The organism is Streptomyces sp. NPDC030143 (genome assembly GCF_055573695.1).
In genome coordinates, this window is record NZ_JBVIAY010000001.1 from 233999 (window position 1) to 260540 (window position 26542).

Genomic DNA, 26542 nt, shown 5'->3' on the forward strand with positions numbered 1-26542 from the left:
CCAGGACCGCACTTTGTGTCGTTCTTGCAACACAGTGCGTACGACGGCCGGTCCGCGGCGCCGCGTCAGGCGAGACCGGCCTCCCTCATCTGACGCAGTTCCTTCTTCATCTCCGAGACCTCGTCGCGCAGTCGGGCAGCGACCTCGAACTGGAGGTCCGCCGCGGCGGCCCGCATGCGCTCCGTCATCTCCTCGATCTGTTCGGCGAGGTCGGCGGCGGGGCGGTCGGTCGGGACCGTCTCCTTCGTCTTCCCCCTGGCGGACTTGGCGGACTTCGCGCCCACGGCCGCCTTGCCGCCCAGGGAGGGCACCGGAGCCTTGGTGCCCCGGCCGTCCTTCTTCGCGCGGTAGCCCGAGCCGAGCAACTGCTCGGTGTCGACGTCCTCGCGGGCGATCTGCGCGACGATGTCGTTGATCTTCTTGCGCAGCGGCTGCGGGTCGATGCCGTTCGCCGTGTTGTAGGCGATCTGCTTCTCGCGGCGGCGGTTGGTCTCATCGATCGCCCGCTCCATGCCGGGGGTGATCTTGTCGGCGTACATGTGGACCTGACCCGAGACGTTGCGCGCCGCGCGGCCGATGGTCTGGATCAGCGAGGTGCCGGAGCGCAGGAAGCCCTCCTTGTCGGCGTCGAGGATCGCCACCAGGGAGACCTCGGGCAGGTCGAGGCCCTCACGCAGGAGGTTGATGCCGACGAGGACGTCGAACTCGCCGGCGCGCAGTTCACGCAGCAGCTCGATGCGGCGCAGCGTGTCGACGTCGCTGTGCAGGTAGCGGACCTGGATGCCGAGCTCCAGGAAGTAGTCGGTGAGGTCCTCCGCCATCTTCTTGGTCAGCGTGGTGACCAGGACGCGCTCGTCCTTCTCGACGCGCGTGCGGATCTCGTGCACCAGGTCGTCGATCTGGCCCTCGGTGGGCTTGACCACGACCTCGGGATCGACGAGGCCGGTGGGGCGGATGATCTGCTCCACGACCCCGTCGCCCCGCGAGAGTTCGTACTTGCCGGGCGTCGCCGACAGATAGACGGTCTGCCCGATGCGCTCCTGGAACTCCTCCCACTTCAAGGGGCGGTTGTCCAGGGCGGAGGGCAGGCGGAAGCCGTGGTCGACGAGGGTGCGCTTGCGGGAGGCGTCGCCTTCGTACATGGCGCCGATCTGCGGGACGGTGACGTGGGACTCGTCGATGACGAGGAGGAAGTCGTCGGGGAAGTAGTCGAGCAGGGTGTTGGGCGGGGAGCCGGGCGCGCGGCCGTCGAAGTGCATCGAGTAGTTCTCGACGCCGGAGCAGGATCCGATCTGGCGGAGCATCTCGATGTCGTACGTCGTGCGCATCCGCAGACGCTGGGCCTCCAGGAGCTTGCCCTGCTTCTCCAGCTCGGCGAGGCGCTCGCCCAGCTCCTTCTCGATGTCGTTGACGGCCCGCTCCAGGCGCTCGGGGCCGGCGACGTAGTGGGAGGCCGGGAAGACGTAAAGCTGTTCGTCGTCGCTGATGATCTCGCCGGTGAGCGGGTGGAGCGTGGACAGGGCCTCGATCTCGTCGCCGAACATCTCGATGCGGACGGCGAGCTCCTCGTAGACCGGGAAGATCTCGATGGTGTCGCCGCGGACACGGAAGGTGCCGCGCGTGAAGGCCATGTCGTTGCGCGTGTACTGGATGTCGACGAAGCGGCGCAGCAGCTGGTCCCGGTCGGTCTCCTCGCCGACCTTGAGCGGGACCATGCGGTCCACGTACTCCTGCGGGGTGCCGAGGCCGTAGATGCAGGAGACGGAGGCGACCACGACGACGTCGCGGCGGGTGAGCAGCGAGTTGGTCGCGGAGTGGCGCAGACGCTCCACCTCCTCGTTGATCGAGGAGTCCTTCTCGATGTAGGTGTCCGACTGCGGGACGTACGCCTCGGGCTGGTAGTAGTCGTAGTACGAGACGAAGTACTCCACCGCGTTGTTCGGCAGCAGCTCGCGGAACTCGTTCGCCAGCTGGGCGGCCAGCGTCTTGTTCGGCGCCATCACGAGGGTGGGGCGCTGGAGCTTCTCGATCATCCACGCCGTGGTGGCGGACTTGCCGGTGCCGGTCGCGCCGAGGAGGACGACGTCCTTCTCACCGGCCTCGACGCGCCGGGCCAGCTCGGCGATGGCCGCCGGCTGGTCGCCGCTGGGCTGGTAGGGGCTGACGACCTCGAAGGGCGCCACCGTGCGTTCGATCTGGGAAACGGGCCGCATGCCATCCACCGTACGACCCCCCACTGACAACGGGGTCCGATCAGCGGTTCTGCGGTGTCCTGGGTTCGTCGTGGGTCACCTTCCGCCGCGTGCGCAGTTGGAGGCGGCGGTCGGAGTGGTCGGTGTGGGTGTGGGCCGGGACGCCGGGTTTGTGCTCGACGCGGGTCCGGTCGGGCCTGCCCATGACCATCAGCGGGTCGAACAGCACCACGACGCCCGCGAGGCAGAGGAAGGCGAAGGGGCCGATCAGCATCGGGGCGAGGAGGCTCGCGGGCGAGTCGCCCGGGGTCGGGTCGCTCCCGGTGTGCAGGTGGACGCTGAGCGCGGCCATGCCCGTGTAGTGCATGCCGGTGACGGCCAGCCCCATGACGAGGCTCGCGCCCACGCTCCACAGGAAGCCCCTGACCTGCCCGGCGGCCCACAGGGCGGCGGTGGCGGCGGCCATGGCTATCGCGACGGAGGCGCCGACGGTGAACGTGTTGTACTCGAGTTCACCGTTGAACCGCATCCCGGCCATGCCCAGGTAGTGCATCGACGCGATGCCCAGACCGGTGAGGGTGCCCCCGGTGAACAGCGCGGTGCCGGTCGCGCCCCGGTAGCCGACGATGAAGATCCCGACGCCCACCATGACGATGGCGACGCCGAGGCTGGCGTAGGTCGTCGGCTTGTCGTAGTGGATCGGCGCCCCGGCGACCGTGAAGCCCATCATCGCGATGAAGTGCATGGTCCATATGCCGGAGCCGATGGCCACGGAGCCCAGGGCGAGCCATCCGGGGCGCCAGGTGTGGGCGACGCGCAGGGCTCTGGTCGTGCAGCGCAGGCCGAGCGCACCGCCGAGACAGGCCATGAGGTAGGCCACCAGCGGTGTGACGAGTCCGTAGCTGAATCCGTCGACCGTGCCTTGCATGCGCGGCTGCCCTTCCGCCCTGTTGCTGGAACTCCCCGAACGCGCCCCTTCCCAGGACCGCGAGCGGTCAGGGTCGACGCAGAAAGTATGACTCCCGCCGGATTGGTCGAACGATTTTCCGGCAAAGAAACACGCTCTTGCCCCACATGTGCGGTCGAGGTGAGCGGGTCCGGCCGGGTCCTTTCATTCTGTGGCCATCCTGCACTCCCCCGTCGTTTGACTCTCTGCTGCCAGAGTTGGGCGGTGAGTGATCATCCGACGGGAGGAGTACGCATGCACGCGCGCGCAGTCGCCACCACGACCACCACGCTCCTGGGCGCCGTCGCCTTACTCCTCCCCGTCCAGGAGGTGCGGGCGAGTACCGGTCCGCAGCCCTCGGTGATCGCCCACCGGGGCGCCTCCGCCCGCGCCCCCGAGAACACGCTGGCCGCCGTGGACGCCGCGGCCCGCCTGGGCGTCGCCTGGGTGGAGAACGACGTCCAGCGCACCAGGGACGGTGAGCTGGTGGTGATCCACGACGACAGTCTCCGGCGTACGACCGACGTCGAGGAGGTCTTCCCGGAACGGGCCCCGTGGAAGGTGAAGGACTTCACCGCGGCGGAGATCGCGACGCTCGACGCGGGTGGCTGGTTCGGCTCCGCGTACGCGGGCGCGCGCGTGCCGACCCTGACGGAGTACGTCCGCCGTGTCGAACATCACCACCAGAAGCTGCTCCTGGAGATCAAGCACCCCCAGCTGTACCCCGGCATCGAGCAGGAGACGCTGAAGGTGCTGAGCAACGAGGGCTGGCTCGACCGGGGGCATGTCGGCCACCGGCTCGTCGTGCAGAGCTTCAGCGCCGCCAGTCTGCGGGCCGTCCACGCCCTTCGGCCGGCGGTCAGGACCGGCATGCTGGGCACGCCGTCGGTGGCGGAGCTGCCCGAGTACGCGGGCTTCGCCGATCTGATCAATCCGGCGTACGGGTCGCTCTCCGCCGAGTACGTCTCCGCCGTGCACGCGGTCACGGGACCGCACGGCAGGCGGCTGGAGGTGTTCGCCTGGACGGTCGACGACGCCGACGACGCCCGCACCGTCGCCGGGTACGGCGTCGACGGCATCATCACCAACAGGCCCGACGTCGTGCGGCGGGCCCTGTCCCGGCCCTGACGCTCCCGCGCCCCGGGGGCCGTCCGACGCCTGCGGGGCGCGTTGTCGGTGGCAGGCCGTACGGTGGGCGCATGGACAGCCATGGGCAGTACGGGCAGCAGGTCGTATGGGCCGTCGTCGCCACCGACATCGGTCCGCTGCTGCTGGCCGCGACCCGCGAGGGTCTGGTCAACGTCGTGTTCCACGCCGACGAGACGGTACGGGAGAAGGCCCTCGGCCGTCTCGAGGAGCGGCTGGGGACGGAGCCGGTCGAGGCGCCCGGCTCCCCGCTGCTGGCGGAGGCGATACGTCAGGTCGAGGCCTACTTCGCCGGCGGGCGGCGCGGCTTCGAGCTGCCCCTGGACTGGTCGCTGATCTCCGGGTTCAACCGGCAGGTGCTGCGCGAGCTCGCCTCCGGCGTCCCGTACGGGGCGGTCGTCGGCTACGGCGATCTGGCCAGGAGGGTCGGCCAGCCGGGCGCCGCGCAGGCCGTGGGGGTGGCGATGGGTGCCAATCCCCTGCCGGTGGTGGTGCCCTGCCATCGGGTCGTGGAGAGCGACGGGGGGATCGGCGGGTTCGGAGGCGGACTGGAGGCCAAGCGCAAGCTACTGGCCCTGGAGGGCGTCCTGCCCGAACCGCTGTTCTGAGCCGACGGTCCGCGGCCTGGGCAGGACGAACGGCAGGGGGGAGACTGCGCCGATGACCACCACTTCCACACGCGGACGCACGCTGCGACGGAACCCCGGCCGGGACCGGTGTACGCCGTGACCTCCGTCGAGAGGGCCGTCCCGCCACTGACCGCCGACGCCCTGGCCGCCCTGCGGCGCCGTACGACCGCGGTGCTGGTCGCGAGCCAGATCCTCGGCGGCCTCGGTGTCGCGACGGGAATCGCGCTGGCCGCGGTCCTGGCCCGGCAGGTCAGCGGCACCGAGGCGCTGTCGGGGCTGGCGCCCACGGCCACCGTCGCCGGGACGGCCGTGCTGTCGATGCCGATGGCCGCCCTCATGACCGCGCGCGGGCGCCGGCCGGGGCTGGTGCTGGCCTATCTCGTGGGCGCCCTGGGCGCCGGGATCGTCGTCGTGGCCGCGCGGGTGGGCAGCTTTCCGCTGCTGCTGTGCGGGATGGCCGCGTTCGGGGCGGCGTCGTCGGCGAATCTTCAGGCGCGGTTCGCGGCCGCCGACCTGGCCGAGCCGCAGCGGCGGGCCCGGGCCATCTCGCACGTCGTGTGGGCCACGACGCTGGGCGCGGTCCTGGGGCCGAACATCGCCGCGCCCGCCGGCCGCAGCGTCGCCGGTCTGGGGATCCCCGAAGCGGCCGGCCCGTTCCTGTGGACGGCGGGGATCTTCCTGGTATCGGCGGTCGTCGTGGGTGTGCTGTTGCGTCCCGACCCACTGCTGACGGCTCGTGCGCTCGCGCCCGAGGACGAGCGGTCGGCCGAGGCCCGTTCCCTGCGCGCCGGGTTCGCAGCGATCGCTGCCTCGCCCCTCGCGCGGCTGGCTCTGGTGACGGTGGCCGTCTCGCACACGGCGATGGTCTCCGTCATGTCGATGACACCGGTCGACCTCGCGCACCACGGGGCGGGCATCGATCTGATCGGGCTGGTCATCAGTGTGCACATCGCGGGCATGTACGCGTTCGCGCCGCTGATGGGACGGCTGGCGGACCGGGTGGGACGGCTGTCGGTGACAGGGCTCGCGGCGGGACTGCTGGCCGTCGCGCTGTTCCTGGCCGGGACGGCGGGCGACCGCCACGGGCAGACCGCGCTGGGGTTGTTCGTGCTGGGTCTGGGCTGGTCGGCCGGGCTGGTGTCCGGATCCGCCCTGCTGACGGACGCGGTGCCGCAGGCCGCGCGGGCCGCCGCGCAGGGACTGTCCGACCTGACGATGAACGCGTCGGCGGGGATCGGCGGGGCGGTCGCGGGTCTCGTCGTCGCCCGCGCGGGCTATCCGTGGCTGAATCTCGCGGCGGCGGGTCTGCTCCTGCCGCTGGCGGGCCTCGTGCTGTTCACCCGGGGCGGGGCCGGCCGGAGCCCGCGCGGCGACGACTGAGCGAGGCGGGTTCCCCGTCCGGCTGCCGGCCGTGTCGGCTCAAGGTCCTTGCACTGTGCCCGCCCGGGCCGGGCGGCCCGGTGCCGTGCGTCGCAAGGCGCCGGACCACGCGGCCTGATCAGGCGCTCATCGTGCAAGTCCTCAGTCGTAGTGCCGTGCCTCGACGACGTTGCCGTCCGGGTCGCGGAAGTAGAAGCTGCGGGTGGCCTTGCCGCGGGCGCCGAAGGAGCCGTGCGCGATGTCCGAGACGGGCACGCCGTCCTCTTCCAGGCGGGTGACGAGCGCGTCGAAGCGGGCCTCGGACAGGGCCAGGCAGACGTGGTTCACCGGATGCCCTGCGCTCTCCGCCGCGCCGGGCAGCATCTTCATGCGCTCCGCCATGGCCAGCGGCATGAGGTCGAGGAGCGTCTCGTCGTTGACGCGGACGGAGGGGAACGGCTCCTCGTCGGCGGCGAACTCCGGGACCCTGACGGGCTCCAGTCCGACGGTCCGCTCGTAGAAGCGCGCCGCGGCGAGGGGGTCGCGCACCCACAGGACGACGTGGTCGAGACGTGTCGTGTTGTCGGTCATGCGTTCCAGGCTGGTGTCGTCCCCCACAGACCGCAAGGGTTTGGCCCGGCGCGCCGCCCGCCAGAGATGGAGGGGAGACCGACGGACAGGAGGCGGGCGCGTGGTGCTGGTGGTGTCGGAAGAGGTGCGGGAGGCGGTCGACGCGCGTCGGCCCGTGGTGGCGTTGGAGTCCACGATCATCGCTCACGGGCTGCCGCGCCCGCGCAACCTCCAGGTGGCGCGGGAGCTCGAGGCGGTCGTCCGCGAGGAGGGCGCCGTACCGGCGACGATCGCCGTCCTGGACGGGCGGCCGCACGTCGGGCTGGACAAGGGGCAGGTGGAGCGGATCGCCAACGACGACGGGATCCGCAAGCTGGGCCATCGCGACCTGCCGCTCGCGGTCGCCTCGGGCGCGAGCGGGGCGACCACGGTGTCGGCGACCGCGCTGCTGGCGGCGCGGGCCGGGGTGCGGGTGTTCGCGACGGGCGGACTCGGCGGGGTGCACCGGGAGTGGACGGTGACCCAGGACGAGTCGGCCGACCTGGGGTTGCTGGCCCGCACCCGGATCACGGTGGTGTGCGCGGGGGTGAAGTCGATCCTGGACGTGCCGGCGACCCTGCAACGGCTGGAGACGCTGGGGGTCGCCGTGGCCGGGTACGGCACCGACCGCTTCCCCGGCTTCTACCTGTCCGACTCGGGTCATCCGGTGGACTGGACGGTGGACAGCCCGGGACAGGTGGCGGACGTGATGCGGGCACAGGACGGGCTGGGCGTGCCGGAGTCGGCGCTGATCGTCGCCAACCCCGTGCCCGAGGACGAGCAGTTGGATCCCGACCTGCACGCGCGTGTGCTCGCCGACGCGCTGCACGCGTGCGAGGCGGAGGGCGTGACCGGCCAGGCGGTGACGCCGTTCCTGCTCGACTACCTGGTCCGGCACACCGACGGCGCGTCCCTGAGCGCCAACCTGGCGGCGGTGCGCGGCAACGTACGGCTGGCGGGGCGGATCGCCGCGGCGTGGGCGGGGGCGTGACATGACACAGGGGGCGGGGCCGGTCGCGGGTGCGGCCCTGCTGGTCGTGGGGGACGTCGTGACGGACGTCGTCGCGCGGCATCACGGGCCGCCGGCCGCGGGGACGGACACGACGGCCGTGATCCGGACCCTGCCGGGCGGGGCGGGCGCCAACGTGGCCTGCTGGGCGGCGCACCGAGGGTGTGCGGACGTACGGATGCTCGGCCGGGTGGGCGCGGACGGGGCGGCCTGGCACGAACGGGAGCTGCTCGCCTGCGGGGTGCGGCCCCGGCTCGTCGTCGATCCTGAGGCGGCCACGGGGACGGTGATCTGTCTGGTGGACGCGGGAGCCTCGGCCGAGCGGACGTTCCTCACCGACAGCGGAGCGTCGCTGCGGCTCGGACCGGACGACTGGTCGGACAGCCTGCTCGACGGCGTGGCCCGGCTGCACCTCTCGGGTTACCTGCTGTTCTCGGCGTCGGGGCGTGCGCTGGTGCGGACGGCGTTGGCGGCGGCCCGCGCGCGGGGGGTGGCGGTGAGCCTCGACCCGGCGTCGGCGGGTTTCCTGGCGGAGCTGGGCGTCGGTCGTTTCCTCACACTCGTCCGGGGGGTGGAGGTGCTGCTGCCCAGCCGTGACGAGGCGTGTCTGCTGACGGGGCTGCGCGACGGGGCGGCCGCGGCGGCGGAGCTGAGCCGCCGCGTTCCGCTGGTGGTGGCCAAACAGGGTGCGGACGGCGCGCTGGTGGCGCGGAGGGGATCCGTGCTGGCCCGGGTACCGGCCGTCCCGGCGACGCCCCGCGACACCACGGGCGCCGGGGACGCGTTCACCGGTGCGTTCCTCGCCGCCCTCCTCGCCGGCGCCGGCCCCGAGGATGCGGCGGCCGAGGGGTGCGCGGCGGGAGCGCGGGCGGTGGAGCGGGTGGGCGGCAGGCCGCCCGCGCGCGGCGAGGACGGCGCGCCGACGGTGGGCACGGCGCACACGGGCTGAGCGGAGCGGGGGAGCGCCTAGGGGTGTTTCGAAAGTCCTGTGCGGTGCCCACGGTGTCCGGTGCGTGCTCTCGGCGTGCCGGACGCAAGCGCTCGTACTGGATGTACTCGGGCTTTCGGCCGGTGCGGCGAGAGGGCGTGCCGGGCGCCGCGGGTGCTGTGCGGGATTGTCGAAACACCCCTAACCCTTGCGTCCCCACGCCGAGATCATCGGTGCCGTGGCCAGGTCCATGCTGCCGGAGGCGACGTTGGTGAGATGGCGGTCGACCTCCTCGTCGGTCGCGAGGCCGGCGGCGACGAGATCGGCGCGGATCTGACGGACCGTCGCGGATTCCAGGGCGGCGCAGGCGGGCGAGGTGAGCGGGAAGTGGGCGTCGGCCTCGACACGGCGCAGCCCGGCCTCTCGGAGCAGACGGGGCAGCCTGCGGCCGTAGGAGAGGTCTGCGCCCCGGTCGGTGAGGAGCGAGCGGAACCCGTGCCGCAGCCGGTTGGCGAGTTGCTGCTCGGGACCGTGCTCGTCGGGGCAGACCAGGGGTTGCAGGGCGGGGTCGGCGTCCTCGACGAGGAGCCGGCCACCGGGGCGCAGCGCCTTGATCATCGAGTGCAACGCCCGCTCCCGTTCCGGTACGTGAACGAGGACGAGCCGGGCGTGCACCAGGTCGAAGCCCTCGCCCGGCGGTTCCTCGGCACCGACGTCGTGGACGCGCACCTCGACCGGCGGGCGGGCGGCCGGACGCAGCAGGGTGGTGTCGATGTCGGTGGCGACGACCTTCCCGGTGGGGCCGACCTTCTTGGCCAGCCAGGACAGCACGGAGGTGCCGCCCGCGCCGACCTCCCAGCAGCGCCAGCCGGGTCCGACGCCGAGCCCTTCGAGGTGCCGGAACGTCGTGGGGTCGAAGAGCGTGGCGAAGGCCTCGAAGCGTTCTCCCGCCTCGGTCTGTCGGTTGTCGAGGAGATACCCGTCGGTTCGCGTCATACGGCGATCATCCCAGTTGTCGGGGTTGTCCACGGTTGTCGACGCGGCCGGAGTGCCTTGGCCGGAGGCGGTCGGCGGGGCGGTCCACGGCCGGGCCCGAAGGGATGGGACCGCGCGGCGTGGGCAGACCCACATCAGGCCGTCCGCAGGCGGGAACAAAGCGGAACGTCCCGTTTCCACAGGCTGACCCGGCTCCTGCCCGGGCCTGGCAGACTGGCTCGCCAGGGCGTCGGAACGCGCCACGAGGAGACCCACACGAGGAGATGCAGATGACCATGGCGGGGAATCTGCGGAAGGTCACCGGCCTGGACAGGGTCGGCGGACTGCGCAGGGTGGCACGGCTGGCGCGTCGGCGGACGCGGGTCGACCTCAGCCACCCGGCGCGCTCACCGCTGGGTTCCTCGGTGGTGAACTGCGTGACGTACCGGGACGGCACGCGCGCCCCGGTCGGCAGCGATCTCGTCGACACGGTGGAGCGGGTGCGCAAGAGCGGCCACGGTTTCGTCTGGCTCGGTCTCCACGAGCCGACGAACGAGGAGTTCGCGGGGATCGCCGAGCTCTTCGACCTGCATCCGCTGGCGGTCGAGGATGCGGTCGAGGCCCATCAGCGCCCGAAGGTGGAGCGCTACGGCGAGACGCTGTTCGCGGTGTTCAAGACGGTCTGTTACGTCGAGCACGAGCAGCTGACGGCGACCAGCGAGGTGGTCAACACCGGCGAGATCATGGTCTTCGTCGGCCGGGACTTCGTCGTCACGGTCCGGCACGGACGGCACGGCTCGCTCGGACCGTTGCGCGAGGAGCTGGAGTCCGATCCCGAGCAGCTCGCGAAGGGACCGTCGGCGGTGCTGCACGCGCTCGCGGACCATGTGGTCGACGACTACCTCAATGTCATCGACTCCGTGCAGGCGGACATCGACCAGGTCGAGACGGACGTCTTCGCGGAGAACGGCGCGCGGGCCGACCCGGGGCGCATCTACCAGCTCAAGCGTGAACTGCTGGAACTGAAGCGGGCGGTGGTGCCGCTCGGGCGCCCGCTGCGTGAGCTCGCCGACCGGCCGGCGCGGGTGGTCGACCCGGAGATACAGGCCTACTTCCGCGACGTCTCCGACCACCTGACCCGGGCCACCGAGCAGATCGCCGCCTTCGACGAACTGCTCAACTCGATCCTCCAGGCACACCTGGCCCAGGTCACGGTCGCGCAGAACGAGGACATGCGGAAGATCACGGCCTGGGCCGCGATGATCGCAGTGCCGACGATGGTCTGCGGGATGTACGGCATGAACTTCCGCCACATGCCGGAGCTGCACTGGAGGTTCGGCTACCCGCTGATCCTCGGCGTGATATCCCTCGCCTGTCTGGTCCTGTACCGCGGTTTCCGGCGCAACGGCTGGCTGTGAGCGGCCGGCGTCAGTCCCGGGCGGGACCGGTCCGGGCGTAGACGCTCTCGACCCAGGAGGCCATCTGGTCCTCGGGGAGGTGCTGGGCGAGGTCGGCCTCGCTGATCATGCCCACCAGGCGCTTGTTCTCGATGACGGGCAGCCGGCGGATCTGGTGCTCCTGCATCTCGTGGATCACGTCGCTGACGTCGGCGCCGGCGTCGATCCAGCGCGGTGTGCCCTGGGCCATCTGTCCGGCGGTGACCTCGGAGGGGTCGTGGCCCATGGCGACGCAGCCCACGACGATGTCCCGGTCGGTGAGGATGCCGCAGAGCCGCTCGTTCTCGTCGCTGATGGGCAGGGCTCCGACGTTGAGCTCGCGCATCAGCTGGGCGGCCCGGTCGAGGGTCTCGTGGGCGGGGATCCACTGGGCTCCCCGGTGCATGATGTCTCCGGCGGTGGTCATGGTGTCCTCCCGGTGCCGGACGGCGGCCGGCGCGACATGGATCACGCCACTGTCCCGGCGCCCTGCGCTCTCGTGTTCCGGCGCCCTCAATTCTCCCGGCGCCGTCCGGCACCCGCACCTTCGCGGGCAGGGCAGGGCCGGCTGGGCCGGGCCGACGAACCGGGCCGGTGGGGCGGCGGACCGGGTGAGGTCGCCGGGCCGGGTGAGGTCCCCGGACCGGGTGAGGTCGCCGGGCCGGGTGAGGTCGCCGGGCCGGGTGAGGCCCCCGGACCGGGAGCGGTTCCGTGGAGCGTGGGCTCAGACCGAGAAGCCCACGACCTTCCGCGGCACCACGCGGATGATCACCCGGACCTCGTCGTCCTTCTCGCCGGGCGGGTCGATGCCGAGGTACTTGTGGGAAAGGTCGTACGGCAGCTTCTTATCCTCGTCCGGGAGGATCTCGGCGGTGCCGCGGATCTCGACCGAGGTGTAGGGGTCGGCGAGGTCGAAGACCGACAGGCTGATCCGGGGATCGCGACGGAGGTTGCGCACCTTCTGGCGCCCGTCGGTGGAGGAGAAGAGGACGGTGTCGCCCTCGCGTTTGATCCAGACGACGGAGTTCTGCGGGGCGCCGTCGGGGCCGAGGGTGGCGACGGAGGCGAAGTTCTTGCCGTCGAGCAGGGCACGGACCGAGGGGGCGAGGGAGACGGAGGTGCGGGAAGAGATCGGCATACCGACAGACTAGTTATATGCACGTGCATTGAACAGTGGGGAGCGGGAAAAGATCCACCGGGCCAACCGGTTTGGTGGAAGCGGCCGTTCGCTGCCTGTCAGGCAGGCGAATCGGCCCTTCGCCACCGGCAGAGCAGGCGGATCGGCCCTGCGCCATCGACCCGGCCGGGGTGATCAGCCGTTCCATGCCGGATGGCGGGGGTCGTCCGAGCGAACGAGGACGTCCGCCGTCGCCGCGGGGTCGGTCTCCTGCGCGTAACGCTCGAAGGCGGGCAGCGTCCAGTGGTCGGCCTCGGGGGTGCGGCGGCGCAGGGCGGGCGGGGAGAGCAGGACGTGAACGGTCAGGTCGAAGGGGAACCAGTGCCGCAGGAGGAGGGGGCCGTGCAGCAACAGGAAGCCGCCGGGCGGGAGATGGACGTAGGGGCTGCGGGTGGCCCGGTCGGCGGCCGGGTCCCAGAGGTCCGGCAGGATCCGGCCGTCACCGTCAGGGTCCAGCGGGCCGAAGACCTCGCGCCACAGGGCGTTGGTGTCGAACCAGCCGCTGTAGTACGCCTCCACGTCGTGGTGGCCGTACTCCAGGCGGAGGGAGGCGGGCCGCAGGAAGCCGTGCGCGTCGACGACGCGGGAGGGGCGGCCGCGCACGCGCAGCGCCTCGGCGACGCGTTCGGCGAGGTCGCCGGGGCGGGCCGCCGGGGCGCCGTCGAAGGCGATGCGCGGCCAGGGGCTGCCGTCGTCCGGCTTCAGGGCGAGAAGCCGGTCGGCGAGGAGGTCGCCGAGCCGTTCCCAGGTGATCGCTTCGAGTCGCACACGGCCCATGATGCGTCAGGCACCGGGCCGGACGCGTCGCGCGGGACGCGCCTGCCCGCGCCGTCGTCGTGGACGCGGCGGGCGTCGAGCAGCCACAGGAGCACGCGGCGGGCTCTGGCACGTCCGCGGGAAGCGGGGCCGCGTCCCGGGGCGTCGGCCGGGTGTGTTCGCCGGGCGGTGGGCCGCACACGGCGGGGCCGCGCATCGAACGTCCTCGTTCCGGGGCGAGCAGGTGCCCGAGGAGTGCCCGCGCTGTGGTGCGCGGATCTCGCGCCGACCGTGGAGGGAGTGGGGACGCCTGCGCTCCGCCCTCCTCCGGGTGCCGGTGTCCACACCCTATGGACCGCGGACGGGCCGGGCGGCGACGGTGGAACGGCGGTTGCGGGCGGCTCGCGGGAGGGGGACGGGACGGCGTGCCGTCGGGCCCGGCGGGAATGAAGCCCCTATGGCCACCCCCGTGACCCCTGCCCCGCTGTCGTCGCCGCCCCCGCTGTCGCCGTCGCCGCCATCGGCGTCGTCAGCGCCACCGCCGCCGTCGCTCTCGCCCTCGCGCGCCGGGCTTCTCGTCGTTCAGCCGCAGCGCCGTCGGCACTGCGCGGCGTGCCGTCGCGGGCCGCAGCCGATGGTGGTGCTGGAGGACGGGGCGCCCCGCTGTCTCGACTGCGCCGACCTCGGGCACCTGGTGTTCCTGCCGCGCGGTGACACGGCGTTGACGCGCAGGTCGCGGGAGGAGAGCGCGCTCTCGGTGGTGGTGGTCCGGTTCAACCGGCGCAAGGGGCGTTACGAGCGGCAGGGCGTCCTGGTCGAGGAGGCGGGCCTGGCCCGGGCCGAGGCGCGGTGCCTCGCCGACGCCGAGGCGAGACGGCGGCGCCGGGCCCGGGACGCGCGGCGGCGGGCGGCACAGGACCTGCGGTTCACGCAGGCCTTCGCGGCGGAGATCGGCCGTCTGTTCCCCGGTTGTCCGGCGGACCGGGCGCAGGCCATCGCCGTCCACGCCTCGGTGCGGGGCAGCGGGCGGGTGGGGCGCAGCGCCGCCGGGCGGGCGTTGACGGAGGGGGCGGTCGTCTCCGCGGTCGTGGCGTCCGTACGGCATCTGGACACGCCGTACGACCGTCTGCTGATGAGCGGAGTGCCCCGGCACGAGGCGCGGCGGCGGATCGCGGGGGAGGCGGAGGGGCTGCTGCGGGGGTGGCGGGAGGCGGGAGGGGGCGGCGGCACGTCGGCGGACGGGACCGCCGCGGATGTCGCCTGAGGCCCCTCGCCTCCTCGGCACCGCCCTGGACGTCCCCGCACGGGCCGGCGGGTCTCGCGCATGGTCGTCGTGCGGGCAGCGGGTTCTCATGTGAGATGACGGAACGGACGGACCGTGGTGGGCAGGGTCCTCGCTCGACGGGTGGAAGTCGTGGTTGACATGATCGATGGGCCGTACCTGGTGCTCGTGGTGCTCGGCGCCGTCGCGACGGGGCTCGTGGCCGGCGTCTTCTGCGCCTTCTCGGTGCTGGTCATGCGGGGGCTCGCCGCGCTGCCGCCCGCGCAGGGGGTCGCCGCGATGAACGCGATCAACTCCGCGGCCATGACACCGGGTTTCATGATCCTCTTCCTCGGGGCGACGGCGTTGTGCGCGGTGATCGCCGTGGTGACGTTCGTGCTGTGGCCGGACGACGGGACGGTGCAGCTGCTGGTGGGCAGCGCGCTGTATCTGTTCGGGGCGTTCGGAGTGACCGTGGTGGCGAACGTGCCGCGCAACGAGGCGCTGATGAAGCTGGAGGCGGGCACTGCGGAGGCCGTCACGTACTGGCCGACGTATGTGCGGGAGTGGACCGCGTGGAACCACGTCCGCACGGCCACCTCGGCGGCCGCGACGGTGGCGTACATGCTGGCCCTCGTCTGACCCTCGCGCCGGCGCCCGCCTTCGCCGTGCGCCCCCGGAGGGCGTCCCCGCCGCCGATCTCGCCCGCCTTCGCCGTGCGCCCCCCGGGGGGGGTCCCCCGGAGGGCGTCCCCGCCGCCGATCTCGACGCCGCCTCCGGCGCAACCCCTGGGGTCGTTTCCGACGCCACCCACGGGGGCTTCCCGACGCCGTTGTCGGGGCCATGCCCCACGCCACTCCCGGGGTCGCTCCCGGGCGCCACCCGAGGGCGTTCCCGACGCCACCCCCAGGGTGATTACCGACGCCGCCCCCGGGGTTTTCCCGACGCCGCTTTCGGAGCCGTTCCCGATGCGGCCGCCAGGGCCGTTCCCAACCCTGCGGGCGCCCCCCAGGGGACGTATCGTGACCGGAAGAGTGCCGCCCGATGACGCTCGGCCGTCCCACGCGTACGCAAGGAAGACGCCATGGCCGATCCCAAGGGATTCATGACCACGCCACGCCGCGACTGGCCCCGTCGGCCGGTCGAGGAGCGGGTCCGGGACTGGGACGAGGTGTACGTCCCGGGGGCCCTGCTGCCGATCATCAGCAAGCAGGCCGACCGCTGCATGGACTGCGGCATTCCCTTCTGCCACGACGCCTGCCCGCTCGGCAACCTGATCCCCGAGTGGAACGACCTGGTGTCGCGGGAGGACTGGCGGGCGGCGAGCGACCGGCTGCACGCGACGAACAACTTCCCCGAGTTCACGGGACGGTTGTGTCCGGCGCCCTGCGAGGCGGGGTGCGTGCTCGCCATCAACCAGCCCGCCGTCACCATCAAGAACGTCGAGGTGGCGATCGCCGACCGGGCCTGGACGGAGGGATTCACCCCGGCCCGGCCGCCGGACCGGCTGTCCGGGCGGACCGTGGCGGTGATCGGCTCCGGGCCCACCGGTCTGGCCGCGGCCCAGCAGCTGACCCGGGCCGGGCACACGGTCGCCGTGTACGAGAAGGACGACCGGATCGGCGGGCTGATGCGGTACGGCATCCCCGCGTTCAAGATGGAGAAGCACCATCTGGAACGGCGGATCGAGCAGATGCGGGCCGAGGGGACCAAGTTCCGTACGTCGACGCAGGTCGGGCGGGATGTCATGGCCGACGACCTGCGGGCGCGCTACGACGCAGTGGTGATCGCCACCGGGGCCACCGCGTGGCGTGAACTGCACGTGCCGGGGCGGGAGTTGACCGGCATCCACCAAGCGATGGAGTACCTGCCGCTGGCCAATCGGGTGGGCGAGGGCGACCTGGAGGCCTCGCCGCTTTCCGCCGCCGGACGGCACGTCGTGATCGTCGGCGGCGGCGACACCGGGGCTGACTGCCTCGGCACGGCGGTGCGCGAGGGCGCCGCGTCCGTCACCCAGCTGGACATCTACGCCCAGCCGGGCGCGGAGCGCGACGAGGACACCGACCCCTGGCCGACGTACCCGAAGACCTACCGGCTGTCGGCCGCGCACGAGGAGGCGCGCGACCTGGAGACCGCGCCGGCGGCGGACGCCGACGCGCGCCTGTTCGCGGCGTCCACGCTCCGCTTCACCGGCGACGAGAACGGACACGTCCGCTCGCTGCATCTCGTGGAGGTCGACGAGCGACGCCGGCCCGTGGAGGGCACCGGCCGGGAGCTCCCCGCCGACCTCGTGCTGCTCGCCCTCGGCTTCTCCGGGCCCGACCGGGAGGACGGGCTCGTCGAGCAACTGGGGCTCGCGCTGGACCCGCGCGGCACGCTCGCGCGCGACGCGGACTTCGCCACGAACGTGCCGGGGGTGTTCGCCGCCGGGGACGCGGCGCGCGGGCAGTCGCTGATCGTGTGGGCGATCGCGGAGGGCCGGGCGGTGGCGGCGGCCGTCGACCGTCATCTGACGGGGAGTTCACGGCTTCCGGCGCCGATATCGCCGTACGACCGGCCCATGACCGTGTGAGGACGCGGGCCGCGGACGGACCGGGTCGCCGGTGATCGTGGGTATGCGGGCCCGGCGGCTCGGCGCTCCGGCCAACAAGGGGAGGCCGAGCGGCTGGCGGCGTCTGGTGCGTGCGATCGCAGGGCGCCGGAAAGCTCCTCGCAGCGGAGCTACCAGTGGCTCCCGGCAACACGGCGAGCATGCGTGCGTGCCAGGCGTCGCGAGCCGGGCTCCCCTCGGGCCGGTTCAGCGGCGCTCGTCCGTGCCCGCCACCTTGGCCGTCGCCAGGGCCACCCGGTTCCAGGTGTTGATCGTGCAGATCAGGGCGAGCACCTGGGCGAGTTCGGCGTCGTCGAAGCGGGCCGCGGCCTCGGCGTAGACGTCGTCCGGAACCCCACCGTCGGCCACCAGCGTGACCGCCTCCGTGAGCGCGAGGGCGGCTTGCTCCTTCTCGGTGAAGAACTGCCGGGCTTCTCGCCAGACGGCGACCATGTGCAGGCGGTCCTCGCTCTCGCCGGCCTTGCGGGCGTCGTTGGTGTGCATGTGGAGGCAGTACGCGCAGTGGTTGAGATGGGAGGCGCGGATCTGGATCAGCTCGACGAGGGCCGGGTCCAGACCCTCACGGGCGGCGGCGTCCAAGCCGACGAGGGCGCGGAAGGCCTTGCGCGCCGAGCCGGCGAAGTCGAGGCGGGTGCGGGCTGCCTCGGCGGCGGCGATCGCGGCGGAGGGGTCGGGGGCGCCGGCACCGACGGCCGCGGCCCCGGCGGCGCCGGTGCCGGTCTCCTGGGCGGCCACCGAGCCGTCGGTGTGCGGGGCGGTGCCGTCGGTGTGCGGGTTCGTGGCGATCGTGTTCGTCGTCATGTCCTCCACGCTAAGAGTTGGATAGACCGCCGGTAGGGTGCATTTCCATGGTGGAATCGTGGGTCAATTCGGCGGAGCGGATCGGTGCCGACCTGCACCTGGAGCTGTCCGGACCGGGTGGGCGGCGGGCGGCGCTGATCCGGGCGCTGCGGGAGGCCGTGCGCAGTGGGCGGCTCGCTCCGGGCACCCGGCTGCCGCCGTACCGTTCACTCGCGGCGGACCTCGGCGTGGCCCGCAACATGGTCGCGGACGCCTACGCGGAACTGGTCGCCGAGGGGTGGTTGACGGCGCGTCAGGGTTCCGGCACCCGGGTCGCCGACCGGGCCGCACCGCTGCACGGCGTCGCACGCGTACCGAAGAAGGCGCCGCCGCACGCGCGTGGCCCACGGCACGACCTGCGGCAGGGCACCCCGGACGCGTCGGCGTTCCCCCGTGCGGCCTGGCTGGCGTCCTACCGCAGGGCTCTGCACCAGGCCTCCAACGACGTGTTCGGGCCCGGCGATCCGGCCGGCCGCCGGGAACTGCGCGAGGCCCTCGCCGAGTACCTCGCCCGCGCGCGGGGCGTCCGGACCGCGCCGGAGCGCATCGTCGTCTGCTCCGGTTTCGCGCACGCGCTGCGCCTGCTGTTCGGGCAGGGCGCCGGCGGGGTGCTGCGCGGTCCGCTCGCCGTGGAGGCGTACGGGCTGGACTTCCACCGGGAGTTGCTGACGACGGCCGGCGTGCGGACCGTGCCGCTCGCGCTCGACGGGGACGGGGCGCGCGTGGAACTGCTGGAGCTCGAGCGCGCGGTGCTGCTCACGCCCGCGCACCAGTTCCCGACCGGCGGCCCGCTGCACGCCACGCGCCGGGCCGCCGTGATCGACTGGGCCCGCGCACGCGGCGCGGTGGTGCTGGAGGACGACTACGACGGCGAGTTCCGCTACGACCGCAGACCCGTCGGCGCCGTCCAGGGCCTCGACCCCGAGCGGGTGATCCACATCGGCTCGGTGAGCAAGAGCCTCTCCCCCGCGCTGCGGCTGGGCTGGATCGTGCTGCCGGAGCGGTACGTGGACGGCGTCCTGGCCGCCAAGGGCGAGCGGGAGGCCTGGGCGAGCGTCCTGGACCAGCTGGCCCTCGCCGATTTCCTCACCAGCGGGTCCTACGACCGTCACGTGCGGCGTATGCGGCAGCGGTACCGCAGACGCCGGGACCGTCTGGTCGCGGCGCTCGCCGAGCACGCGCCGCACGTCGAGGTCACCGGGATCGCGGCCGGCCTGCACGCGGTGCTGCGCCTGCCACCGGGCACCGAGCGCTCCACGGTCAAGGCGGCCGCCTGGCAGGGCGTCGCCCTGGACGGCCTGTCCTCCTTCCGGCACCCGGAGGCGGGCCAGGGGGACCGGGCGCCGGAGGACGGCCTGGTCGTCGGGTACGCGACACCGTCGGAACACGCCTACGCGGCGGCCGTGGACGCCCTGTGCGGCGTCCTGCCACCGCACGCGTGACGGCACCCGCCCGCCTCGACCCGTGACGGGACGGGACGGCGGCCGGCGAGCGCTCCCCGGGCGAAGCAGCGCCCCCAGCCCTCGCTCCGCGCCACTCTCCACAATTCATCCGATCTCGGACGAAATGTGGCTTACGGGCTACATGGATGAGAAGTGCGGTGGGACCATCGGAGCAGGAGGTGCGCCGTGGTCGCGTCCGGACCATGCGTCCGGCCGGCGGCGGCCCGCCCCATCCTTCGTTCCGCCGTCAGGCGCAGGGCCATCCCAGCGCGTCCCTCCTGTTGGCGGCCGGTCCTGGAGGGTGTTGCATGACGACGCTCTACGAACGTCACGGAGAAGGAGCCCGCGACACAGAGAACCCGCAGGGCGCGCCGACCCCTGGTTCGGTGAAGGTCCGGGGCTCGGTCGAGGCCCACGGCCCCGGTGAGGCCCGCGGCCCGCGCGAGGGCCCCATCCCGGACGAGGCCCACGGCCCGAACGAGGCCCGCGGCCCGGTCACCGCCCACACCCCGAGCACGGATCACAGCCCGAGCGAGGCCGACGGTTCGAACGAGGCACTCGGCCCGAGCAAGGCCCACGGCCCGGACGAGGCCCACGGCCCGGGCCGGGCCCGAGGTGCGGCCGTCGTCACGCTGGAACAGCCCGGTGCCGTGCTCCCCCTGTCGGCCGGGTCCAAGGCCGCGAACCTCGCCCGCGCGGCCCGGGCCGGACTGCCGGTCCTCCCCGGTTTCGTGATCCCGCACGGCGGGGGTGGCGACACGGTCGCCCTGCGGCGCGCCTGGGACGAGCTCTCCGACGGCGGCACCCGCCCGCTCGTCGTGCGGTCCTCGTCGCCGCAGGAGGACACGGACGAGTCGTCGCAGGCGGGACGGTTCGTCTCGGTGCTGGACGTGCGCGGCTGGCGGGCCTTTCGTGTGGCCGTGCGGACCGTGCTGGACTCGGCGCGCCGGCCCGACGGGTCCACGGCGCCCATGGCGGTGCTGGTCCAGCCGCTGCTCACGGCCCGTGTCGGCGGGGTGCTGTTCGGGGCCGACCCCGTTGCGGGGCGGGCCGACCGGATGCTGGTGAGCGCGGTGCGCGGCGGGCCGGACAGCCTGGTCAGCGGGGAGCGGTCCGGGACCCACTACTGGCTGGGCGCCCACGGGCGACTGGTGCGGACGGAGCCCGGCGAGACACCGGCCCCCGGCAGTGCGTCGATGCCCGGCGACGGCGCCGAGACCGCGGACACCCCCGGATCCGCCGCCCCACGCGGGCCCACGGGACCCGTGCCCGACCGGCTGCTCACCCGCGGCGAGCTGGCGCGGCTGGCACGGCTCGCGCGGCGGGCGCGGAAGGTCTTCGGCGGGCCGCAGGACATCGAGTTCGGGTTCGACGCCGAGGGACGGCTGTGGCTGTTCCAGAGCCGGCCGATCACGGCGATGGCGACGCGTCCGGAGCACGGGGCGCGGCTGCTCGGGCCCGGTCCGGTCGCGGAGACGCTGCCGGAGCAGTTGGCGCCGCTGGAGGAGGACCTGTGGGTGGCGCCCATGACCCGGGGGCTGGCCGCCGCGCTCGACATCGGCGGGACCGCGCCGCGCCGGCTCCTGCGGACGGTGCCGGCGGTCACGACGGTCGACGGGCGCCCGGCCGCCGACCTGCGGCTGCTCGGCGCGGTCGCGCCGCGGCACCGGTGGCTCGCGCTGCTCAACCCCGCGCCGGGGGCACGCCGGCTCGCCGCGGCCTGGCGGGTGGGGCGACTGGGCCCGGCGTTGCCCGGCCTGGCGACGGACCTCGTCGCGGACGTCGACCGGCATCTCACCGAGGTGCCCCCGCCGTCCCGGCTGGCCGCCCCCGACCTGGCCGCCGAGTTGCGCTGGGCCCGGGAGGTGCTGGTGTCCCTGCACGCCCAGGAGGCCCTCGCGGGTGCCCTGCTGCCCGAGCCCGCGAAGAACCGCACGGCGGCCGGCACGGCCCTGGCCACACTCGCCCGGGCCCACCCCGGCGCCGGCCCGCCGACGCCCGAGGACACCCACACGTCGCCGTCCTACGACACTCCGACACACCACGACGCCCGGCTCCGCGACGGCACCCGGCTCCCCGGCGCCGGCCCGCCGACGCCCGACACCACCCACACGTCCCCGTCCTACAACACTCCGACCCCCGACGGCGCCCACGCGGACCCGGCCGTGTCCGCCGACCGTCTGGTCGCCGCGAACCCGGTGCTCCTGGCTCTGACCGCACCGAGCCTGCGGAGGCGAGGGCTCCTCCCCGGAACACTCCAGGCGAGCCGTGCCGACGCCCGGCGCCTCGACGGGACCGCCCGTGACCGTGGGCCGGCCGGCCCGGCGCCGCACACCGCTGCGGACCTCTCCGCGCCGGACGTGCCCACCGCGGACGTCCCCACCCCGGACGTCTCCACCCCGGGCGTCTCCCCCACGGACATCCCCACCTCGGACGTCTCCACCACGGACGTCTCCACGACGGACATCTCCACCCCGGACATCTCCGCCGCGGACGTCTCCGCCCTCGCTCCTCGCGAAGCTCTCCGCCTCCGTATCCGCTGGGTTCAGGAATTGCAGGTGCGGCTGGTGCGGGAGGCGGCTTGGCGGTGGGGGCTCGATGCGGACCGCGTCGGACTGTTGCGCTGGCGTGAGCTGGCCGCCGCCCTCGACGGCGGGACGCTGCCCGCCGATCTCCACGCGCGCGTGCCGCGGCCCGCCTCGGCCCCGCTGCCGGCCGCGTTCCGACTGGCGCGGGGCGGGGTCGTCGTCGCCGAGCGCGGCGACGACCGGGGCGACGGCGGGCGGGGCGTGTCCGGCGGGCGGGCGGTCGGGACCGTCTGGGACGGGACCGGGTCCCGTCCGAAGGACCCCGTGCTCGTCGTGCGCACCCTGAACCCGGCGCTCGCCCCGCTGCTGCCCGGTCTCGCCGCCCTGGTCGCGCAGACGGGCAGCCCGCTCTCCCATCTGGCGGTCCTGGCGCGCGAGTACCGGCTCCCAGCGGTCGTCGGCGCCACGGACGCCGTACGCCGCTACCCGCCCGGCTCTCGGCTCGCCGTCGACGGAACCAGCGGTGAGCTGCTTCCCGGGGGCGCGTGATGAGGAGGATCGCGTACGTCTTCGGTGGCCTGGCCGCCGCCGGGGCGGGCACGTATCTGATCGTCTACCTCTACCGGTGGCAGTGGCAGCGGGCGTTGCTGTGCGGCGTGCTTCTCCTGGTGGTCGAGGTGATGCTGTTCGCGGTGGTGACGCTGGGGCGGCTGTCCCGGATCGAAGAGCGGCTGCGCGACACCGACCGGCGGCAGCGGGAGAGCGAGGCGCGGCAGGCGGACGTCCTGGCACGGCTGCGACAGCCCGCGGCGGAACGCGAGGAGGCCCGCTTCCGATGGCTGGAGGAGCCGGCGGACCGCTCGTACGTGTTCGTACCGGTCCTCATGGTCACCGGCGTGCTGCTGTCGGGGCTGGCCTGGGTGGTGCAGCGGGTCGCGTCGACCACGGCGGCACCGGCCGAACGGAGGCTGGCCGGGCGGCTGGCGATCCTCGGTGCCCCCGGCCCCCACCGGCCCCACGGCCCGGACGGCCTCCACGGCCCCCACGACGGTGACGACGACCTGGACGACCGGCCGCTGCTGGGACCCCGCACCCGCCCCTCCCCGCGCCGCACCGCGCGCCTGGTCGCCGTCACCGTCGTCGCCGCCGCTCTGCTCGCCGCGCTGGTCGCGGGCCTCGCGGAGCTGACGCAGACCCGGGAGGAGCGGGCGAACCGGAACGCGGTGACCTCCGTGATCCTCCAGGTCGCCCTGCGGGGCACGGACATGACCGCCGAGCGCCGGTCGCTGGCCGCCCAGCAGGTCTGGGAGCGCTGCCGGGACTCCACGTCGATGCCCCTGCGACACGCGGCCCTCGGCGATCTGGGGGACGGCCTGTACGCCGGCGTCGTTCGGCCGGCGCTGACCGAGAACGACCGGTTGCGGCTGCGCGGTTGCCTGGAGGACGCGACCCTCGAACGCGCCCACCTCACGGTCGTCGGCATCGGCGACGCGGAAGCCGGCGCAGGCTGACGCCGACGCCCTACGGCCGACACCGGTCAGCAGTCAACCGGCATCCGTCAGCCCGACCGGCATCCGTCAGCCCGACCGGCATGCGTCAGCCCGACCGGCATGCGTCGGCCGACAACCGACCGTCGGCGTACGCCGCAGGTATCCCACCGTCGGCACCCGCCAGACGCTCAGAAACGACCAAAGGTTCGCATAAACGTGCGTACACGGACAAGACGGCAAGGGTAATCGCCAGTTACCATTCCAAAACGCCCTCGCCCACTAGTCCCCCGAGTCGCTCATGGCTGTCCTCGCCGCCCCTTTGCCCACCCCTGCCCCCATCACGCCCCGACGCACCCGCCCCCGGCAGGCGGTGCGCATCCTCGTCGCACTGGTCATCGGCTACCTCGTCCTGTGGGCGGTCGGAGCCGGCGGCATCCTCGCCACGTCGTACCTGGTCCGGGAGGAGACCGCGGCACCGGCGGGCACCCGGACGGTACAGGGCATCCACCACTTCCAGCCCGTGGACGCCGAGGGACGGCTGTGGCGCGGCGCCGCCCCCTCCCCGGCCGGGTACCGGGCCCTGGCGGGCATGGGCTTCACCACGGTCGTCGACCTGCGCGCCGAGAACCTGAGCGCGACCCAGATCGCCGGACCGACGAAGGCGGGGCTGGACCTCGTCCGGCTGCCCATCCGGGACGGGCAGACGCCGAAGCCGGAGCAGGTGCAGCGGCTCTTCGACGCCGTCGCGGCGGCGCCCGGGAAGGTGTTCGTGCACTGCGGAGCCGGAGTCGGACGTACCGGCACGATGGCGGCCGCCTACCTGGTGAAGACCGGGGAGCAGTCGTCGTCGGCGGCGGTCCGGCGCAACCTCGCGGTGGGACCGCCGTCGATCGAGCAGATCTACTACGGGCTGCACCTCAGCCGGACCGAGGCCGAGCAGCCGCCGCTGCCGGTGGTCGCCGTGAGCCGCCTCGTGGACGCCCCCCGGCGGATGTGGTCCTGGCTGTAGGACGCCCCCGACGGCCTCATACCGGCCGCCACCCGGACGACCCCGGAGCCGACCCGCACGACGACCTCACACCCCCCATCCCGGCCGCCCCTAGGCGACCCGCACGACAGCCTCACACCGGGCCGCCTCAGGACAGCCCCGGAGCCGACCCGCAGGCACGCGACCTCAGCGTTTCCGCCCCACCGCCCCGTACCCGGGAATGACACCGTCGTCCTGGCCGGGCACCGGGTCGCCGAGTTCGGGGTGCCACTCGGGCACCACCGCGACGCCGGGCTCGACCAGGTCGACGCCGTCGAAGAAGCGGGCGAACTCCCCGCGGGAGCGCAGGGCCAGGGTGACACCCGCCGCCCTGAGCTTCTCCGTGGCCGCCGCGGACTCCTCCGGGGTGAAGTCCGCGGTGGCGTGGGTCATCACCAGGTAGCTGCCCGAGGGAAGCTCCGCCAGCAGTCGGTCGACCAGTTCGTGCGCGCCGTCCTCGTCGGGGACGAAGTGCAGCAGCGCGATCAGCGACAGGGCCACCGGCCGGTCGAGGTCCAGGATCTTCCTGGCGCCCTCGATGATGCCGGCCGGATCGCGGACGTCCGCCTGGAGGTACTCCGTGACGCCCTCGGGCGTACTGCGCAGCAGGGCCGCCGCGTGGGCCAGCACGATCGGGTCGTTGTCGCAGTAGACCACCCGCGCGTCGGGCGCGATCCGCTGGGCGACCTGGTGCAGGTTCGGCTCGGTCGGGATGCCCGTGCCGATGTCGAGGAACTGCCGTACGCCGTTCTTGGCCAGCCAGCGGGTCGCCCGGTGCATGAAGGCGCGGTTGACCCGTGCCATCACCGGAACCCGCGGGTCCAGGGCGAGCATCTGCCGGCCCATCGCCTCGTCGACGGGGTAGTTGTCCTTGCCGCCGAGGTACCAGTCGTACATCCGCGCCGGGTGGGGTCTGCTGGTGTCGATCTCCACGGGAGGGGTCGGGTCCTGCCCGGTCATGAGGCACTCCGTAAGACGCAATGGGTAATCAAGTCATTACCAGTACAAGGAAGTCGAGAGGAAAGTCGCATTCGTCGAACGCAGAGAAAGCCAATTCACGTCACGACAGCAGGAAGTCCGCCTCCCCCGCCTTCGCGCCCTCGATGAAGGCCGTCATCTCGTCGGTGGTGTAGATGAGCGCAGGACCGTCCGGGTCGGTGGACTGGCGGACGGCGATCCGGCCGTCGGCGAGCTTCATCGCCTCCAGGCAGTTGCCTCCGTTGCCGCCGCTCCACGGCTTGTGCCAGCCTTCGCTGCCCAAGTCCCGCGCGGGCATGCCGTTGTAAACCCGTTTGCGCGGCTTGATGCGATCCATTCACAGCTCCTTGCGGAGATCCCGGAGGATCTCCTTCGTGCGATGTGCAGTAGCGGCCTGCGCCGCCATGCGGTCCATGACCTCGAGATGGGTCGCCACCTCGGTGCGGGCGTCGAGATAGACGGCGCCGGTCAGGTACTCGCTGTAGACCATGTCCGGAAGCTCCGGCATGGCGAATCGGAACAGCACGAAGGGCCCGTACGTGCCGGGGTGCGGCCCCGAGGAGAACGGGGCGACCTGCAGCGTCACGTTGGGCAGCTTCGTTGCCTCGAGCAGTTTGTCGATCTGTCCGCGCATCACCTCCGGGCCGCCCACCGGGCGGCGCAGCACCGTCTCGTCCATGACGACCCACAGCCGGGGCGCCTCCTGACGGGTCAGCAGTTCCTGGCGTTGCATGCGCAGGGCGACGAGGCGCTCGACGTCCTCCGGCCTGGTCTGGCCGATGGCGCCGGACCTCAGGACGCCGCGGGCGTAGTCCTCGGTCTGGAGCAGACCGGGGACGAAGTGGGGCTCGTACTGGCGGATCAGGGCGGCGGCGCCCTCGAGACTGACGTGCATCGAGAACCAGCCGGGCAGGACGTCGTGGAAACGCTGCCACCAGCCGGGCCGGTTGGCCTCCTCGGCCAGCTGGACGAAGCCCTCGGCCTCCTCGTCGCCCACCCCGTAGGCCTTCAGCAGCAGCTGGAGGTAGGGGATCTTGAGGGCGACCTCGGCCATCTCCATACGGCGCACCGTGGCGGGTGCGACGCGCAGGATGCGGGCAGCCTCCTCGCGCTTGAGCCCGGCGCGTTCCCGCAGGTCCAGCAGGCGCCGGCCGAGGACGACCTGCCCCACCGTCGGCGCGGACCGCGGTTCGCTCACGCTCC

Annotated in this window: 24 protein-coding genes; 13 read left to right on the forward strand and 11 right to left on the reverse strand. The window is 73.2% G+C overall.

Annotated features, from left to right (window positions below; translation table 11 throughout):
* Positions 1–65 precede the first annotated feature (65 nt).
* Together uvrB and ACZ4YY_RS01030 are read right to left on the reverse strand one after the other, a co-directional pair.
* Entirely contained in the window at positions 66–2213 is a 2148-nt protein-coding gene (gene uvrB, locus ACZ4YY_RS01025) for an excinuclease ABC subunit UvrB (protein ID WP_468282073.1), read from the reverse strand.
* 40 nt (positions 2214–2253) lie between these two features.
* Positions 2254–3120: an MHYT domain-containing protein gene (locus ACZ4YY_RS01030; protein ID WP_468282075.1), complete on the reverse strand. Its 867-nt coding sequence runs from the start codon at positions 3118–3120 to the stop codon at positions 2254–2256.
* Between the two features lie 273 nt (positions 3121–3393).
* Between ACZ4YY_RS01030 and ACZ4YY_RS01035 the strand changes: the two genes are divergently transcribed.
* The 3 genes from ACZ4YY_RS01035 (at position 3394) to ACZ4YY_RS01045 (ending at position 6293) form a co-directional block, all read left to right on the forward strand.
* Entirely contained in the window at positions 3394–4266 is an 873-nt protein-coding gene (locus tag ACZ4YY_RS01035) for a glycerophosphodiester phosphodiesterase (RefSeq protein ID WP_468282077.1), read from the forward strand.
* Between the two features lie 71 nt (positions 4267–4337).
* Positions 4338–4892, forward strand: coding sequence for a methylated-DNA--[protein]-cysteine S-methyltransferase (locus ACZ4YY_RS01040; protein ID WP_468282079.1), 555 nt, complete (start codon positions 4338–4340; stop codon positions 4890–4892).
* A 117-nt stretch (positions 4893–5009) separates the two neighbouring features.
* Positions 5010–6293 carry an MFS transporter gene (locus ACZ4YY_RS01045; protein WP_468282081.1) on the forward strand — a complete coding sequence of 428 codons (1284 nt, stop codon included), beginning with the start codon at positions 5010–5012 and terminating at the stop codon, positions 6291–6293.
* A 141-nt stretch (positions 6294–6434) separates the two neighbouring features.
* On the opposite strand, the gene ACZ4YY_RS01050 is transcribed toward ACZ4YY_RS01045, so the two are convergent.
* The gene (locus tag ACZ4YY_RS01050; protein WP_468282083.1) at positions 6435–6863 is read right to left on the reverse strand and encodes a VOC family protein; all 429 of its coding nucleotides are present in this window, start codon (positions 6861–6863) and stop codon (positions 6435–6437) included.
* 103 nt (positions 6864–6966) lie between these two features.
* Between ACZ4YY_RS01050 and ACZ4YY_RS01055 the strand changes: the two genes are divergently transcribed.
* A complete protein-coding gene (locus tag ACZ4YY_RS01055; RefSeq protein WP_468283188.1) occupies positions 6967–7872 on the forward strand; it encodes a pseudouridine-5'-phosphate glycosidase in 906 nt (301 codons plus the stop codon).
* A 1-nt stretch (position 7873) separates the two neighbouring features.
* Positions 7874–8839, forward strand: coding sequence for a carbohydrate kinase family protein (locus ACZ4YY_RS01060; protein WP_468282085.1), 966 nt, complete (start codon positions 7874–7876; stop codon positions 8837–8839).
* Between the two features lie 180 nt (positions 8840–9019).
* Here the strand turns inward: ACZ4YY_RS01060 and ACZ4YY_RS01065 are convergent, their stop codons facing one another.
* Positions 9020–9814: a methyltransferase gene (locus ACZ4YY_RS01065; protein ID WP_468282087.1), complete on the reverse strand. Its 795-nt coding sequence runs from the start codon at positions 9812–9814 to the stop codon at positions 9020–9022.
* Positions 9815–10083: 269 nt separating this feature from the next.
* On the opposite strand from ACZ4YY_RS01065, the gene ACZ4YY_RS01070 reads away from it, so the two are divergent.
* Positions 10084–11211, forward strand: a complete 1128-nt coding sequence (locus ACZ4YY_RS01070) for a magnesium and cobalt transport protein CorA (RefSeq protein ID WP_468282089.1) — start codon at positions 10084–10086, stop codon at positions 11209–11211.
* 10 nt (positions 11212–11221) lie between these two features.
* On the opposite strand, the gene ACZ4YY_RS01075 is transcribed toward ACZ4YY_RS01070, so the two are convergent.
* The 3 genes from ACZ4YY_RS01075 to ACZ4YY_RS01085 all read right to left on the reverse strand — a co-directional run bounded on the left by ACZ4YY_RS01075 (position 11222) and on the right by ACZ4YY_RS01085 (position 13183).
* Positions 11222–11656, reverse strand: coding sequence for a CBS domain-containing protein (locus ACZ4YY_RS01075; protein ID WP_468282091.1), 435 nt, complete (start codon positions 11654–11656; stop codon positions 11222–11224).
* Positions 11657–11953: 297 nt separating this feature from the next.
* Positions 11954–12367, reverse strand: a complete 414-nt coding sequence (locus ACZ4YY_RS01080; protein WP_468282093.1) for a PPOX class F420-dependent oxidoreductase — start codon at positions 12365–12367, stop codon at positions 11954–11956.
* A 174-nt stretch (positions 12368–12541) separates the two neighbouring features.
* The gene (locus ACZ4YY_RS01085) at positions 12542–13183 is read right to left on the reverse strand and encodes a nucleoside/nucleotide kinase family protein (RefSeq protein ID WP_468282095.1); all 642 of its coding nucleotides are present in this window, start codon (positions 13181–13183) and stop codon (positions 12542–12544) included.
* A gap of 436 nt (positions 13184–13619) precedes the next feature.
* On the opposite strand from ACZ4YY_RS01085, the gene ACZ4YY_RS01090 reads away from it, so the two are divergent.
* From ACZ4YY_RS01090 to ACZ4YY_RS01100, 3 genes are all read left to right on the forward strand, one after another.
* A complete protein-coding gene (locus tag ACZ4YY_RS01090; RefSeq protein WP_468282097.1) occupies positions 13620–14426 on the forward strand; it encodes a DUF2293 domain-containing protein in 807 nt (268 codons plus the stop codon).
* A 159-nt stretch (positions 14427–14585) separates the two neighbouring features.
* Positions 14586–15065 (forward strand): anthrone oxygenase family protein, encoded by a 480-nt coding sequence (locus ACZ4YY_RS01095; protein ID WP_468282099.1) that lies wholly within the window; start codon positions 14586–14588, stop codon positions 15063–15065.
* Positions 15066–15507: 442 nt separating this feature from the next.
* Positions 15508–16995, forward strand: a complete 1488-nt coding sequence (locus ACZ4YY_RS01100) for a glutamate synthase subunit beta (RefSeq protein ID WP_468282101.1) — start codon at positions 15508–15510, stop codon at positions 16993–16995.
* A gap of 225 nt (positions 16996–17220) precedes the next feature.
* Here the strand turns inward: ACZ4YY_RS01100 and ACZ4YY_RS01105 are convergent, their stop codons facing one another.
* Positions 17221–17835, reverse strand: coding sequence for a carboxymuconolactone decarboxylase family protein (locus ACZ4YY_RS01105; RefSeq protein WP_468282103.1), 615 nt, complete (start codon positions 17833–17835; stop codon positions 17221–17223).
* Positions 17836–17882: 47 nt separating this feature from the next.
* On the opposite strand from ACZ4YY_RS01105, the gene pdxR reads away from it, so the two are divergent.
* From pdxR to ACZ4YY_RS01125, 4 genes are all read left to right on the forward strand, one after another.
* Positions 17883–19316 (forward strand): MocR-like pyridoxine biosynthesis transcription factor PdxR, encoded by a 1434-nt coding sequence (gene pdxR, locus ACZ4YY_RS01110; RefSeq protein ID WP_468282105.1) that lies wholly within the window; start codon positions 17883–17885, stop codon positions 19314–19316.
* 308 nt (positions 19317–19624) lie between these two features.
* Complete coding sequence (locus ACZ4YY_RS01115) at positions 19625–22393, forward strand: PEP/pyruvate-binding domain-containing protein (RefSeq protein ID WP_468282107.1); 2769 nt, start codon at positions 19625–19627, stop codon at positions 22391–22393.
* A complete protein-coding gene (locus ACZ4YY_RS01120; protein WP_468282109.1) occupies positions 22393–23355 on the forward strand; it encodes a hypothetical protein in 963 nt (320 codons plus the stop codon). Before ACZ4YY_RS01115 ends, ACZ4YY_RS01120 begins: the two co-directional genes overlap by 1 nt.
* Positions 23356–23632: 277 nt before the next feature.
* The gene (locus ACZ4YY_RS01125) at positions 23633–24343 is read left to right on the forward strand and encodes a protein-tyrosine phosphatase family protein (RefSeq protein ID WP_468282111.1); all 711 of its coding nucleotides are present in this window, start codon (positions 23633–23635) and stop codon (positions 24341–24343) included.
* A gap of 165 nt (positions 24344–24508) precedes the next feature.
* Here the strand turns inward: ACZ4YY_RS01125 and ACZ4YY_RS01130 are convergent, their stop codons facing one another.
* The 3 genes from ACZ4YY_RS01130 to ACZ4YY_RS01140 all read right to left on the reverse strand — a co-directional run bounded on the left by ACZ4YY_RS01130 (position 24509) and on the right by ACZ4YY_RS01140 (position 26537).
* Complete coding sequence (locus ACZ4YY_RS01130) at positions 24509–25321, reverse strand: SAM-dependent methyltransferase (RefSeq protein WP_468282113.1); 813 nt, start codon at positions 25319–25321, stop codon at positions 24509–24511.
* A 100-nt stretch (positions 25322–25421) separates the two neighbouring features.
* On the reverse strand, positions 25422–25676 hold the full coding sequence (locus tag ACZ4YY_RS01135; RefSeq protein WP_057580268.1) for a DUF397 domain-containing protein: 255 nt from the start codon (positions 25674–25676) through the stop codon (positions 25422–25424).
* Positions 25677–26537 carry a helix-turn-helix domain-containing protein gene (locus tag ACZ4YY_RS01140; protein WP_468282115.1) on the reverse strand — a complete coding sequence of 287 codons (861 nt, stop codon included), beginning with the start codon at positions 26535–26537 and terminating at the stop codon, positions 25677–25679.
* Between the last annotated feature and the right edge of the window lie 5 nt (positions 26538–26542).

Coding starts and splice junctions, on each gene's coding strand:
- uvrB (WP_468282073.1), bottom strand. CDS start 2,213: ATGCGGCCCGTTTCCCAGATCGAACGCACGGTGGCGCCCTTCGAGGTC.
- ACZ4YY_RS01030 (WP_468282075.1), bottom strand. CDS start 3,120: ATGCAAGGCACGGTCGACGGATTCAGCTACGGACTCGTCACACCGCTG.
- ACZ4YY_RS01035 (WP_468282077.1), top strand. CDS start 3,394: ATGCACGCGCGCGCAGTCGCCACCACGACCACCACGCTCCTGGGCGCC.
- ACZ4YY_RS01040 (WP_468282079.1), top strand. CDS start 4,338: ATGGACAGCCATGGGCAGTACGGGCAGCAGGTCGTATGGGCCGTCGTC.
- ACZ4YY_RS01050 (WP_468282083.1), bottom strand. CDS start 6,863: ATGACCGACAACACGACACGTCTCGACCACGTCGTCCTGTGGGTGCGC.
- ACZ4YY_RS01060 (WP_468282085.1), top strand. CDS start 7,874: ATGACACAGGGGGCGGGGCCGGTCGCGGGTGCGGCCCTGCTGGTCGTG.
- ACZ4YY_RS01065 (WP_468282087.1), bottom strand. CDS start 9,814: ATGACGCGAACCGACGGGTATCTCCTCGACAACCGACAGACCGAGGCG.
- ACZ4YY_RS01070 (WP_468282089.1), top strand. CDS start 10,084: ATGACCATGGCGGGGAATCTGCGGAAGGTCACCGGCCTGGACAGGGTC.
- ACZ4YY_RS01075 (WP_468282091.1), bottom strand. CDS start 11,656: ATGACCACCGCCGGAGACATCATGCACCGGGGAGCCCAGTGGATCCCC.
- ACZ4YY_RS01080 (WP_468282093.1), bottom strand. CDS start 12,367: ATGCCGATCTCTTCCCGCACCTCCGTCTCCCTCGCCCCCTCGGTCCGT.
- ACZ4YY_RS01085 (WP_468282095.1), bottom strand. CDS start 13,183: ATGGGCCGTGTGCGACTCGAAGCGATCACCTGGGAACGGCTCGGCGAC.
- ACZ4YY_RS01090 (WP_468282097.1), top strand. CDS start 13,620: ATGGCCACCCCCGTGACCCCTGCCCCGCTGTCGTCGCCGCCCCCGCTG.
- ACZ4YY_RS01095 (WP_468282099.1), top strand. CDS start 14,586: ATGATCGATGGGCCGTACCTGGTGCTCGTGGTGCTCGGCGCCGTCGCG.
- ACZ4YY_RS01100 (WP_468282101.1), top strand. CDS start 15,508: ATGGCCGATCCCAAGGGATTCATGACCACGCCACGCCGCGACTGGCCC.
- ACZ4YY_RS01105 (WP_468282103.1), bottom strand. CDS start 17,835: ATGACGACGAACACGATCGCCACGAACCCGCACACCGACGGCACCGCC.
- pdxR (WP_468282105.1), top strand. CDS start 17,883: ATGGTGGAATCGTGGGTCAATTCGGCGGAGCGGATCGGTGCCGACCTG.
- ACZ4YY_RS01115 (WP_468282107.1), top strand. CDS start 19,625: ATGACGACGCTCTACGAACGTCACGGAGAAGGAGCCCGCGACACAGAG.
- ACZ4YY_RS01120 (WP_468282109.1), top strand. CDS start 22,393: ATGAGGAGGATCGCGTACGTCTTCGGTGGCCTGGCCGCCGCCGGGGCG.
- ACZ4YY_RS01125 (WP_468282111.1), top strand. CDS start 23,633: ATGGCTGTCCTCGCCGCCCCTTTGCCCACCCCTGCCCCCATCACGCCC.
- ACZ4YY_RS01130 (WP_468282113.1), bottom strand. CDS start 25,321: ATGACCGGGCAGGACCCGACCCCTCCCGTGGAGATCGACACCAGCAGA.
- ACZ4YY_RS01135 (WP_057580268.1), bottom strand. CDS start 25,676: ATGGATCGCATCAAGCCGCGCAAACGGGTTTACAACGGCATGCCCGCG.